The organism is Paramesorhizobium salinisoli (assembly GCF_003335045.1).
Lineage (GTDB): Bacteria > Pseudomonadota > Alphaproteobacteria > Rhizobiales > Rhizobiaceae > Paramesorhizobium > Paramesorhizobium salinisoli.
Window position 1 is genome coordinate 1 of record NZ_QOZG01000032.1, and the last position, 10704, is coordinate 10704.

The following is a 10704-nucleotide window of genomic DNA, read 5'->3' on the forward strand; positions in this document are numbered from 1 at the left end:
CAGGGCTGCGGCCGTGGTGAAGCCGACGGACAATCCCTTCTGGCAGGCGGCCAGGCCCAGGCCGAGTGCTACATGCGTCTTGCCCGTGCCGCTGGGGCCGAGAGCGATGACGTTCTCTCTCCGCTCGTCCGGATCTGTGCGGGGGGTGCCCAGCAATGGGCATCCCTACCGCGATATTTGCTCAAAATCATGGCGTCTACGGAGAACGTCATCGTGTAACCGGGGCAGATTTCCGGGCGATAACATTCCGCCAAGCAGCGCAGAAAGCCATCGCGAAGCGCCTGCAGAACCATGATCTTGAACATCACCGGGTCGTACGCAGGCAGGCCGCCCTTGGCCCCATCGGAGCGCTTCAGCGCCTTGACCGGCACGCGTGCCCCGGATCCTGGCCGGTCACTAAAAGAGGTGCCCTAACATATCAATTTTGCCCTTTGGCCAATTGTCAGACTTCATGCCCTTTATAAGAAAGCAATTAGAAAGATCTTTTTCTATGACGGATACGCTTTCTACGTCCTCCACAGCGAGCCATCTCGTCATTGCTGGCGAAACGTGTTCGAACCCGTTCGATTTGTAAAGAGTGTCGTCGTCGCCCATCAAGACAAGGAAATCCACGTTGGACTTCTCTGCAAGCGCTTCAACTGAACGCAAGAGACGTCCGGCAATGCCGGTACGGCGATGATCTGGCTTAACGCAAAGGTCAATAATTCCAAATATCCGAATAGCCTTGCCTCCAGCCTTTATGACGCGGTGGTCAACTCCCATATGACCAATCAGAGCTTCATTTTGAAACACCAGATAACGAAAGTGCGGCAACTGCTTGAAGTAAGACCTCCCGTCGAAGGTATCAGGAAAACACTCGTCCAAAAGGCTGACAATCTTGGTGGTTTTGGCTGGATCTATCTCATATTCGTTGATCGCAATCAGATTGCAGTCATGTGACATTGGGTATTACTCGCTCAATACGGATAGGATTTCCTCGGCAGTTGACCCTGGACCCCGGGCGTTCTGTTGGGCCGGCTTCAACAAACGAGACGCTGTTGACGGTCTCAGCCCGCAGAATACTTCTTATCGTCGCTATCAATTGTTCCACCGACCATCCGCCCCCGATGGGGCCGCTGACGTTGGGCGCAACGGCCGGGTTGAGAATGTCGAGGTCGACTGATAAATGCGTATGTAACCTGCATATCCCTGCTGCTACCACATCACCAGGTTGGGCTTTTCGACGAGATTGTAGAGCTCTGGCTTGCTACAGGTCTTGCCTTGGTAGGTTGCGCCCTCGCTGATAGGCCCTTTTTCAGTGAGGCAGACTGCCGTGTAGTCGTGTGTGGTGCAGCCGGAAACGGCGATGAGCGCAAAGGCGGCAAGGCAGGATTTCTTCATGCGGACGAGCCTCGATCTTGTTGCTGGACTAATTGCGATACTTAGCAAGATGCTGGATCGCCTTGCAACCGTCTGCAACTAAAACTCGAAGCTTCTCCCCTTGCTCTGGCTGTGCTGATTGTCCTGGGTCATCTGCAAGGTGTTGGCCTGCTGAACGGTAACGACGCGGGAAGCGATGAATTCGGCGCGGGAAAAGCCGGAAGAGAACGCCCGGACGCGCTCGGGCGTGGCGTTCGGGATTGCCTGCGCGAGACGATCCCGGTCGAGCTCAAGCGAGCCGGGAACGCCGAAGCGCTCCCGCACGCTTGCAATGAAGCCGCGCAGTTCCCCGAATGTCTGTTCGTGATCGCCATTTCGGACAAGCGCGCTGACTTCATGAGCCGGGGCTTTTTCGATCCGGCCGACGAGCTCGCGGGCGGCGGGTGACAGGTCATTGATGGGCTCGCGCATCAATGACCGGAACCGCTCTTCGTCGCGAGTGAGGTCGGCGGTAAGCGTGGAACGCACCTGCCCATAGTCGTGCAGTGCTGCGACGGCCAACGGCACGGCGGCAAGCGCCTTCTCGCGGGCGGCGTCGTCGCGGCCGAAGAGGTTTCGGCCCCGTGGAGCTCTCCGAACGAATCCGGTTTTGTCCGCATGTCGCTCGCGAAGGCGGAAACAGGCGTCTGTTGGACGTCCACACGGTTGCGCAACTCGGCAAGCACGGCTTGCGGCTGTTGCCAGACGGCGGCGACGGCCGCCTCCAGGCGGCCCGTTGCCGCTTCCATTGATGGCCGCGCTTCAACACGGGCGGCGACAGTCGCCTCGACGCCTTGCGGCCACTCTGTGAGGGAGGCAATGAGCGGTGCGCGTGACTGTTCTTGCGCCAGTTGAGGCGCACGGGGATCGGACGCCGTAAAGGCGAACTGCGCGCCGGATTGAGGATACGGTGTCGGCAGATCGACGGCATTGCCGATGATGATTGCGCCGTCATCTCTCTGCATCATGAAGTTCGGGCCGGCCGCGCCGCTGAACCGGCCGCTATAGTCCTGCCCCGGCTCGGTCGTTGCCATGTAGGTGCCGTCCCATGCCGTGACATGCGGCGCCTGAGCCGGCCGGAAGCGTTCAATGGCCTGCTGCGCGACCTCGAGCGCGTTGACGCGCTCGGGGTCCGTGATTTCCGCGAACATGCGACGCATGGCGCTAGATCGCGGTCCTCATGGGCCGCGATCGAGACAAACGCCATGCGTTCGGCGGAAATCACGCCGAATTCGAGCGGGTACCCTGCCCTTTCGGCCAGGGCAGCGAAGAATTCGCGCTGCGTGCGGCCCTTGCCCTCTCGGAAAGGATGGATGGAATTGATCTGCGCGAAGGCCTCCGCCGCCTGATGGGAGAAGGTCTCGCGATCAAGGCCGCGCAGGAAATCGCGGCTTTCGAGATCCGACATGAGGCTTTGCAAGCCTCTGTCGATCTCGTTGCCGATCGCAAAATCCTTGCCGCCGGCTTTGTGCATGGCGGGCATTGAAGCCTGCATGCCGTCGTCGAAGGTGAAGGTTTCGTGCCGTAAATGTCCGGCCCACTCGAACACGTCCTGGAACAGGTGCTTGTGGAGCGCCTGCAAAGAGGCCGCGTCGAATGTCGCCTCGGGCCGAAACCGTCGCGCAGCTCGATCAACCGGATCGCGATCACCGGATGCTCGGCCGCCTCTAGCGCGTCGTGTGTCTCGGCCCCGATCTTGTTTTTGAGGGTGATGCCGTCAGCAAGCGTGAACGACATGCCTACTTGATGCCAAGAATGGCCCTCACGCGGGGCATCATTTCGTCAAGCTCGATCTCGCCGACGATGTAGGCGTCAAAGACCGGCTGGCAGGCCGGGTTCGGTCGAAGGCCCTCCATGGCATTCGACCGAAAGGCGCTGCGTACCATCTTGCGGCGGCGCTGCATTTCCTCGGGGGTGATGGCCGGGGCCTTGGGCTTGAGTGCGAGTGCCATGTGAGCTCCTATCGTGTTCGGTCTACGCGGGCGCTTCCTGCTGCGAGGAACGGCGCAAAGGCTTTGCGGACTCCCTCAAGAAAGAGGCCGCTGAATTTGCCGCGCGGCTTTTGCCGGGTGTCGAAGTGAAACGATTTTTCCAGGATATCGTAATTGCACTCGCTCACGGTGATCCAGCCGCGCTTGAAGGTCGAGAGTTTCGCCCGTTGCAATTCCAGCGTTGGAATTTCGAGGGCGGCCTGTCCCTCGAAGGGCGGTGTTGCCGAAATCGGCAACAACAGGACATGAGTGTTACCCTTGTCGTCGCGCTTGGAAAGGATCAGGCAGACCGGGCGGTCCTTCTCGCCATGCTCGCGGCCTTCCTCTTCCTGCCAGCGCCATAGATAGGGATAACCGACGATATCACCTTTGCCGAAACGATCAGTCATCATTCGATGCCTGATAGTCGGCGGAATCCAGTTCTAGCTGCTCCAGGAACATATTGGCCAGGTCACGGGGCATCTCGCCTGCGCCGTAGGCGCGGCGTGGGTCTTCGTTACCTGTCATGCGTTCAAAAAGCTCGATAGGCACCACGACCACGGAAGCGCGTCCGTGCTTGGTGAGGGTAATGGGGTGACGCTTGGCCTCATCGTGATAGCGCCCGAAATGGCGCATAAACTCGGCAGTCGAAACGGTTTTGTTGGTCATGGCACTCGCCTTTCCTTGATTATCAAGATAATACAGAAAACCCAGAATAACGCAAGGTTCTACTGACCTTTTTGGCCTAAAAGATTAGCCCAAGCCGCTCCCAAATCGTCGGCTCATGCTTGTGTCCGGCCTCGGCCAGCATGGCGATAACATCGACATGTTTCAGGCCGCCGATCTCGTAGTCGCGTGTCCGGGCTTCTTCCACGATAAATTCCAGCGTCGGAAATTCCTCGAGGCAGGTTCCAAGCCAGATTTCCGGCTCGTCAATGTCGGACTCCTCGTCAAAGAAGCCTTGCAGAAAGAACGTGCGCAACGGCTTGTCATAGCCGATGACGGCTCCGCCGTCCGTGCGGCCCTTGTTGTGCAGGCTGATGTAGTAGCGGCTCATGGCTTTGTAATCCTGACAATCTTGGTGTTCACCTTCGCTGTGGTAAATGTATCGACCGGCAGAATCTCCAGCGTCTCCGCGTCCGGGTGGCTGAACGTGATCGGGACGAGGGCGACCAGGCGGGCCGGTTCGGAGTGCCCGCCGCGCCCTAGCAGCGTGAGGGCGGCCGCAACATGCTTCCGCACCTCACGAAATGGCGGGTTCATGACGATGCGGGGAAACTCCACCCGTCCCGTGACCTCTGCCGCCCATTCCAAAAAACATCGGTTGATGACCGGCCCGAACTGATGAAGACCGCTCGCAAGCGGCGTGTGGCGCTCGATCTGCGTTAATTCATACCGGCTATGTCCGGCAGCGAGCAGGGCGCGGGTCAGTTGCCCCGTGCCCGCGCTCGGCTCCAAGGTGAGATAATCACCTTGGGGGCCGAGATATTCGACCATGCGCGCCGCAACATCTGACGGGGTGACATGGCATTCCGTGAACTTGTCGACCGTAACCGGCTCGGACACTTCTATCAGTTCCACGGCGCCGAAGCTGCGCCTCTGCACTGGAATGGTGAGCGGCTTTGACGGGCGCGAATAGATGGCAGGCCGTTTCATTCCGAATCGTCATTTCTTCCGGCTGAATTTCGCCGGCAAGTTCTATTGCCAAATCTTCACGGCTCGGCGTCCACTTCAGGGCGACGAATAGCTCCTGTTTCGGAGCCCATTTGAAACCCGCCGCCTTCACGCGCGCAAAGGTTTCAGCGTCGAGACGGGACGACGCGTAAAGGCGAAGTTTGTTGTCTTCCGGACTGTAGGTGGCGTCAATCTGCATGGTTTCTCTCCTTTTTTCCCGCGAAGCGGTCTTCCTGTCCCGCAAGGGGCAGGAGCCCCGCTCCTGCTCCCGTGCAGTCGGCGATCCGGCCGGAGAGAGGGGGGCAACAAGCAAAACCGGAGGGATCACCCGCCCGAAGGGCCAGCGAAGATCCGCGCATGCGGATCCTCGCGCCAGGTCCTGCACAAGTGAGGGTTCGCCGGCGGCGCCGGCGGGCTCGAGCGCGGAAGGACGGGGAGACCGGTTTTCACCATTGCGGGGGAGAGACGGCCGAACGTCTTTCCCCCCTTTAAGAAAGGGGACCAAGCCGCGTTAGCGGCCGCCATTTCAAAATTGGCCCTTCGTTCTTCCAACGTTCGCTTAATATTCTCTAAGTCTGATAGGGATCTGAGTAGATACCATGGGGGGCAAGGTCCTCGTTCGATCTGGCATCTTCAGCCTGATCGAAAAGCCAGTCCCGCAGATCACGGGCACCACGGCCCGAGAACGTCTTGTAGCCGTAGATTTCGCGTAGCGTGTCCATGTGCTGCTGGCGGGTCTGACGCCGGGTGGCATAGGTGAGAAGCGCATCGGCCGGAATGCCGAGCTGAGCGCCAATAAAGGAAAGGACTTCGCGCGGAATCATCTCGCCCGTAGCCAACACACGGCCCGGATATCGCAATGCGCAAAGTTGCAGGGCAAAGCCGAGCCTGTTTTCCGGTTTTTAGGTGTAGGCGCTTGCCACGTACTAAATCGCGATTCAGGTCTCCAATTGCGCGGGCACGTGGCAGAAATGCGCAATGACAAATTTGGAGCTCCATTGATGATTAAATTTCTGCTACTCGTTTCAGTGCTAGGCATCCTCTCACTTTCGCCCGCGCATGCACTCGAGGCGGTCGGCTATCGCGAGATCGAAGTGGTCGATCGGACGGCCAGCGAGCGACCATTTCATGCGACGCTCTGGTATCCAGCCAGAGCGCACGGCGCGCCGGAGATTATCGGCGAAAACGCGATCCTCTACGGCGTAAGTGCCTATCGTGATGCGCCACCATCTGGAAAGGCGGCGCGGCCTTTGGCACTCCTTTCCCATGGGTTCAACGGTAGTTGGCGCAGTCTCAGCTGGTTGGCCGTCGAGCTTGCCAGGAACGGATATATTGTAGCGGTTCCGAACCATCCCGGGACGTCGATAGTGAACATGAACCCCGTCGAGGCGGAGAAACTATGGGAGCGTCCACGTGATATCAGCCGCCTCATCGACACTTTGCTGACTGAGCCGGTGTCAGTTGGGCGAATCGATTCAAGCCGCATTGCCGCGATTGGCCATTCGCTCGGCGCGTGGACGGTGGCGGCGCTTGCCGGCGCCCGCTTTGACGCCGACGGATTTGCCGCCGAATGTCGCAGCCACCCAGATCCATTTACCTGCGGATTGTCGCGGCAGCTCGGTATTTCCACGCGCGTTGGTACCGAGAACCCGCTTGATGCCGACATGCGCGACCGCCGTATCGGCGCATTTGTGACACTCGACATCGGAATGGCCCGCGGCTTTACGCCCGACAGTCTGGAGCGCATTCGAAAGCCGTTTCTCATTATTAGTGCTGGGACAGAAATGGGTGGTCTGCCCGCGCAGATGGAATCGGGTTATTTGATGCAATACCTGCCGAGCAACCTTGTCCAGCATGCCGAGATCATCGATGCGATGCATTTCAGCTTCACCCAGCTTTGCAAGCCGGAAGCAGAAAAAATACTGGCGCAGGAATCGCCCGCCGACGTTATTTTATGCCGGGATGGTGGAACGATCGGACGCGCCGCCATTCATCGTCAAACTGTCGAGCGGATATTGCCCTTCCTTGCTGAGACTATTCCGGCGAAGACGTCCGATTGAGTTCGTTGCGCTCACGAAAACCGCTTGGGGTCATGCCGGTGAGGCGGAGAAATTCGCGATTGAAGTTAGACTTGGTATGAAATCCAACGTCGAAGATGATGCTCGTTATCGGAAGATTGGTATTCAGAAGCAGCGACTTGGCTTCCTCAATGCGATAATCATTGACGGACTGCGATACGTTCTTGCCATGGGCGCGATTGATCGCAGCTGAAATCTGCCGCGCAGGAATGAGGGCACGCCGCGCGAGCCGATCCAGCGTAAGGTCTGGATCGCGGAACAGCTTTTTCTCGCGCATCAGTCGGTCGATGGCTTCCAGCGTTCCGGTGTAGTCGGCGTCAGACGCTTCGGAAGAGTTGGAGTGTATCGAAGCTTCCTCCGCATTCTCCATCGCATCGGCGGGCGCTGCGCTCAGGCCTACCATTGCAATCGCATAGGCGATGACAGGCAGCATTAGCATATTAGCGATCGCCACAATCAGCGCTGAGTGCGCGCCCCGATAAAAACCGAAGTCGCCCGCAAGAAGAACATCGATAATACCAGTCAGGATTAATGCAAAGCCAACAATGGCCGCCGCATTGCGCGCCGTCGGCGCATCGGCCAGACGAGCGGCACCGAACGTGTCCACGCCTTTAAGGCTCAGGCGCAAAATCGCAATTCCATAACCGAAGAAAATCAGAGCCAGAACAAGATCTATCGGCGGATGCAGTTGCATCCATGTAGCGGATAGGACGATCACCAGGGCAATTGGCACAACATGCACCCACTTGCGCGCCAGCATACGCCGACCGGCAAGCTGGGCGAAGGCTAGCCAAGCGCTAGCCGGTAGCAGCGCGGCGGCGATCGGCTGGATAAAGCGGAAAGCTTGGCTGTCAAAGGTCCAGCGCAGGCCCACTACAGCAGAAAGAAGCGCACATACTCCGACAAAAACCGTCGCCGAGCGCAGGGCGGGCTCGCTCTGCCGTATCAGCCGCACAAACAAAATGATGAGCAGTAGCGCCGTGACGAATGGCAGTGGTACGCTTGGCATTCGTTACGCTCCCCGAAGCTTGCGGCGCAATGCGCCATAGCCCGTAGGGGCTATATCACTTCGAAGCAGAAGATGGAATCGGAGTGCCCCGAAAACTCCACTACTTAATCCACCAACACTTCAAGCGCGGACGGCTGACTCAGGAAGCCGACAGGGCTTGCGCTCAGACCGTAAGCGCCAGACTGCAGGATAACAACCAGGTCGCCGACATCGGCCGTCGCTATTTCCATCTTGTCGGCCAAAAGGTCCAGTGGGGTGCAAAGCGGCCCCACAATGGTGGCAACCTCCCGGCTTACGCCATTGACGCGATTCCCGCACAGAACGGGATAATTGCGCCTCACGATCTGTCCGAGATTCCCCGAGGCCGCGAGATGATGATGCATGCCGCCATCGACTATGTGGAATATTTCCCCGCGCGAAATTTTTCGGTCAGTGATGCGCGTTACATAGAGGCCGGCCGATGCGACAAGATAACGACCCAGTTCGAGCACAATTTCCAGTTCGCCAAGCACTGCCTTCGCTTTTTCCGTAAGGCGATGCATGGCCTCGCCTACGCGGACTACGTCAAGCTCCCGGTCTCCGGGGAAATAGGGTACGCCGAAGCCGCCGCCCAGATTAAAGCATCGCACTGGGCCGGGCGCAGCCTCAGCCAGCGCGGCAACAACGTCGAGCGCTGCGTTTTGCGCGTCGATAATATTGTCGGCGTTGAGATTCTGCGAGCCAGGAAAGAGCTGAAAACCCTCAAAAGCGAGCCAGTCGTCGCGCTGGCGTAAGTCGTTCAGCACCCCAGCTATCTCTTCCTGATCGATGCCGAACTGCTTCGGGCCCCCGCCCATCTTCATACCTGCAGCTTTCAGGTCGAAGGCAGGGTTGATGCGAAGGGCTACGCGTGCGCAAATTCCAAGCTGCTGGGCAATAGCGTGGATTCGCCGCGTTTCATTGGAAGACTCGGCGTTGATGAGGATGCCGGCGGCGATAGCTTGACGCAATTCGGCATCCCTTTTGCCCGGACCAGCAAAGCTGATGTCGTGGGCCGTCGTGCCTGTATCGAGTGCAAGGTTGATCTCTCTGCTAGAGGCGACGTCTAAACCGTCGACCAATTCGGCTACATGGCGGACGAGCATCGGAAAAGGATTGGCTTTGATTGCGTAATGAAGCTTGATATCGGCCGGAATAACTCTGCGCAGCAACTCGACCTGTGCTGCTACCTTGCTGCGGGAATAGGCATAAAAGGGCGTTTGTCCGACGCGTTCGGCCAGCCGGGTGATAGGTATGCCGCCGACGACCATACAGTCGTCGATAACCGGAAAGGGATTGCCGATGGCATGCGCTGATTTATTCATGGTGAAGATATCTACTCAATGAGTTGCGAAGAATCAGGCTGGCGGCGATCAACGCAAGCGGAAGGTCAACGGCGCAATCCAGCTCAGCACGGTCTGTCCGGCCCAGAGCAAAATGGAAGTGAATGCGGTTAACAGGCAGACGAAGATTGAAAGAACTATGAAGTCGGTCAATTTGTCACCGGAAGACGCAACGATGCCCTTGCCGATTGACATCGTAAATGCGTTTGTCGACGGTTTGAGAACCACAAAGAGGATTATTATCAATTCGCACATAAAGAACTCTATCATCCAGATCTTGAGTATGCTGCCTGTAGTCAGGAGAGTTCCCGCGTTTGGGACAAGTTGGCTGTTCATGGATAGTTCCTTTCCTTGCTTATGTGCGTACTGCTAGAGTGGCGCTAGTGCTGAAATACCGCTGCGCCGAAAATGCCGCCGACCCCAGCGGTAGCCATGAGGTAATAGTCGCCTTTTCTGAGAGACTTGCTACGTTTGAGTTCTTCCAGGTTGAGAAGCATGTCGGCACCCTGGCAATGGGCGAATTGCCGAGCGTTTTCCAAAAAGACGCGCTCAATTGGGAAACCCAGAAAAGCGGCCGCCTTGCGCCACATCCAGACATTGACATTATGCGGCAAAATCCAACTGACTTCGTGCAGCCCGATGGTGGTCTTGCCGAGAGCGTCTTCAATCACCTCGGATAACCATGTCCGGAAGTACTCGTCGTAGGCGCGGCTGGCGCTCGAGGCGCCCGAAAGCCATATCCCCTCGGAAAAGCCACTGTGGACATGGATAGCAAGTCCGAGCAGGCGGTCGTTGTCGCCATTGCGCCGTACCAACGCGGCGCAGGCCGCATCTCCCACAATAGCAACATTCGGGATAATACGGATTTCCATGTTCCGGGCATTTTCGCCGACCAAAATCAACACTCTGGCGTCTTCATCCTCATGCGCCAGAATGTGTTCAGCCAAATCAATGGCGCTCAGCACGCTCACGCAATTATAATGACATGTTCCAAAGACCATGGTCGCATCAATGCGCAGCCGCCGCGCAAGAATGGCTGGCATGGATTGCCCGAAAGTCCCTATTACCGCGCCCGTATGGGCGTGAACTAGTTGATTGATCGAGACGAATGAATCCAATGTCGGATGTGCGACGATTCCCTATGCGCACAGGGATCACATTTGACGTCACCGCCGGCGATCGGGCTCGGCTTGAGGCAATCGTCGCCGCCGGCA

At 58.0% G+C, this 10704-nt stretch carries 15 protein-coding genes and 3 pseudogenes; 1 reads left to right on the forward strand and 17 read right to left on the reverse strand.

Annotated features, from left to right (window positions below; all coding sequences use genetic code 11):
- From DUT91_RS23695 to DUT91_RS23770, 13 genes and pseudogenes are all read right to left on the reverse strand, one after another.
- Positions 1–126 (reverse strand): annotated as a pseudogene (locus DUT91_RS23695) (ATP-binding protein); the annotation flags it as partial.
- 270 nt (positions 127–396) lie between these two features.
- Complete coding sequence (locus DUT91_RS23705) at positions 397–942, reverse strand: GNAT family N-acetyltransferase (protein ID WP_114442871.1); 546 nt, start codon at positions 940–942, stop codon at positions 397–399.
- Positions 932–1201 (reverse strand): arginase family protein, encoded by a 270-nt coding sequence (locus DUT91_RS27590; RefSeq protein ID WP_114442872.1) that lies wholly within the window; start codon positions 1199–1201, stop codon positions 932–934. The genes DUT91_RS23705 and DUT91_RS27590 overlap by 11 nt, the downstream gene beginning before the upstream one ends.
- Positions 1195–1380 (reverse strand): hypothetical protein, encoded by a 186-nt coding sequence (locus DUT91_RS23715; RefSeq protein WP_114442873.1) that lies wholly within the window; start codon positions 1378–1380, stop codon positions 1195–1197. Before DUT91_RS23715 ends, DUT91_RS27590 begins: the two co-directional genes overlap by 7 nt.
- Positions 1381–1458: 78 nt before the next feature.
- Entirely contained in the window at positions 1459–1830 is a 372-nt protein-coding gene (locus DUT91_RS23720; RefSeq protein WP_114442874.1) for a hypothetical protein, read from the reverse strand.
- A complete protein-coding gene (locus tag DUT91_RS23725; RefSeq protein ID WP_245419972.1) occupies positions 1830–2558 on the reverse strand; it encodes a hypothetical protein in 729 nt (242 codons plus the stop codon). Before DUT91_RS23725 ends, DUT91_RS23720 begins: the two co-directional genes overlap by 1 nt.
- Positions 2559–2716: 158 nt before the next feature.
- Positions 2717–2947 (reverse strand): annotated as a pseudogene (locus tag DUT91_RS27595) (adenosine monophosphate-protein transferase); the annotation flags it as partial.
- 190 nt (positions 2948–3137) lie between these two features.
- Positions 3138–3350 (reverse strand): antitoxin VbhA family protein, encoded by a 213-nt coding sequence (locus tag DUT91_RS23735; RefSeq protein ID WP_114442877.1) that lies wholly within the window; start codon positions 3348–3350, stop codon positions 3138–3140.
- Positions 3351–3358: 8 nt separating this feature from the next.
- Complete coding sequence (locus DUT91_RS23740) at positions 3359–3778, reverse strand: hypothetical protein (protein ID WP_245419976.1); 420 nt, start codon at positions 3776–3778, stop codon at positions 3359–3361.
- Complete coding sequence (locus DUT91_RS23745) at positions 3771–4037, reverse strand: type II toxin-antitoxin system prevent-host-death family antitoxin (protein ID WP_114442879.1); 267 nt, start codon at positions 4035–4037, stop codon at positions 3771–3773. Before DUT91_RS23745 ends, DUT91_RS23740 begins: the two co-directional genes overlap by 8 nt.
- 76 nt (positions 4038–4113) lie before the next feature.
- Entirely contained in the window at positions 4114–4425 is a 312-nt protein-coding gene (locus tag DUT91_RS23750; protein ID WP_114442880.1) for a hypothetical protein, read from the reverse strand.
- Positions 4422–5024 (reverse strand): methyltransferase type 11, encoded by a 603-nt coding sequence (locus DUT91_RS23755; RefSeq protein ID WP_114442881.1) that lies wholly within the window; start codon positions 5022–5024, stop codon positions 4422–4424. Before DUT91_RS23755 ends, DUT91_RS23750 begins: the two co-directional genes overlap by 4 nt.
- Positions 5025–5647: 623 nt before the next feature.
- Positions 5648–5944: pseudogene (locus DUT91_RS23770) on the reverse strand (DUF4158 domain-containing protein); the annotation flags it as partial.
- A gap of 99 nt (positions 5945–6043) precedes the next feature.
- Between DUT91_RS23770 and DUT91_RS23775 the strand changes: the two are divergent.
- Positions 6044–7102 (forward strand): alpha/beta hydrolase family protein, encoded by a 1059-nt coding sequence (locus tag DUT91_RS23775; protein WP_114442882.1) that lies wholly within the window; start codon positions 6044–6046, stop codon positions 7100–7102.
- On the opposite strand, the gene DUT91_RS23780 is transcribed toward DUT91_RS23775, so the two are convergent.
- From DUT91_RS23780 to DUT91_RS23795, 4 genes are all read right to left on the reverse strand, one after another.
- Entirely contained in the window at positions 7077–8129 is a 1053-nt protein-coding gene (locus DUT91_RS23780; protein ID WP_114442883.1) for a helix-turn-helix transcriptional regulator, read from the reverse strand. The genes DUT91_RS23775 and DUT91_RS23780 overlap by 26 nt on opposite strands.
- A gap of 104 nt (positions 8130–8233) precedes the next feature.
- Positions 8234–9472, reverse strand: a complete 1239-nt coding sequence (locus DUT91_RS23785) for a pyridoxal-dependent decarboxylase, exosortase A system-associated (RefSeq protein ID WP_114442884.1) — start codon at positions 9470–9472, stop codon at positions 8234–8236.
- Between the two features lie 48 nt (positions 9473–9520).
- Positions 9521–9826, reverse strand: a complete 306-nt coding sequence (locus tag DUT91_RS23790) for a hypothetical protein (protein WP_114442885.1) — start codon at positions 9824–9826, stop codon at positions 9521–9523.
- Between the two features lie 44 nt (positions 9827–9870).
- Positions 9871–10533 carry a 3-oxoacyl-[acyl-carrier-protein] synthase III C-terminal domain-containing protein gene (locus DUT91_RS23795; RefSeq protein WP_114442886.1) on the reverse strand — a complete coding sequence of 221 codons (663 nt, stop codon included), beginning with the start codon at positions 10531–10533 and terminating at the stop codon, positions 9871–9873.
- Between the last annotated feature and the right edge of the window lie 171 nt (positions 10534–10704).

Bases quoted from the DNA above. Each gene is read 5' to 3' on its own strand.
- DUT91_RS23725 (WP_245419972.1), bottom strand. From the start codon at position 2,558: ATGCGTCGCATGTTCGCGGAAATCACGGACCCCGAGCGCGTCAACGCG.
- DUT91_RS23795 (WP_114442886.1), bottom strand. From the start codon at position 10,533: ATGCCAGCCATTCTTGCGCGGCGGCTGCGCATTGATGCGACCATGGTC.
- DUT91_RS23745 (WP_114442879.1), bottom strand. From the start codon at position 4,037: ATGACCAACAAAACCGTTTCGACTGCCGAGTTTATGCGCCATTTCGGG.
- DUT91_RS23750 (WP_114442880.1), bottom strand. From the start codon at position 4,425: ATGAGCCGCTACTACATCAGCCTGCACAACAAGGGCCGCACGGACGGC.
- DUT91_RS23790 (WP_114442885.1), bottom strand. From the start codon at position 9,826: ATGAACAGCCAACTTGTCCCAAACGCGGGAACTCTCCTGACTACAGGC.
- DUT91_RS23715 (WP_114442873.1), bottom strand. From the start codon at position 1,380: ATGAAGAAATCCTGCCTTGCCGCCTTTGCGCTCATCGCCGTTTCCGGC.
- DUT91_RS23785 (WP_114442884.1), bottom strand. From the start codon at position 9,472: ATGAATAAATCAGCGCATGCCATCGGCAATCCCTTTCCGGTTATCGAC.
- DUT91_RS23720 (WP_114442874.1), bottom strand. From the start codon at position 1,830: ATGCGCGAGCCCATCAATGACCTGTCACCCGCCGCCCGCGAGCTCGTC.
- DUT91_RS23735 (WP_114442877.1), bottom strand. From the start codon at position 3,350: ATGGCACTCGCACTCAAGCCCAAGGCCCCGGCCATCACCCCCGAGGAA.
- DUT91_RS23705 (WP_114442871.1), bottom strand. From the start codon at position 942: ATGTCACATGACTGCAATCTGATTGCGATCAACGAATATGAGATAGAT.
- DUT91_RS23755 (WP_114442881.1), bottom strand. From the start codon at position 5,024: ATGAAACGGCCTGCCATCTATTCGCGCCCGTCAAAGCCGCTCACCATT.
- DUT91_RS23775 (WP_114442882.1), top strand. From the start codon at position 6,044: ATGATTAAATTTCTGCTACTCGTTTCAGTGCTAGGCATCCTCTCACTT.
- DUT91_RS23740 (WP_245419976.1), bottom strand. From the start codon at position 3,778: ATGACTGATCGTTTCGGCAAAGGTGATATCGTCGGTTATCCCTATCTA.
- DUT91_RS23780 (WP_114442883.1), bottom strand. From the start codon at position 8,129: ATGCCAAGCGTACCACTGCCATTCGTCACGGCGCTACTGCTCATCATT.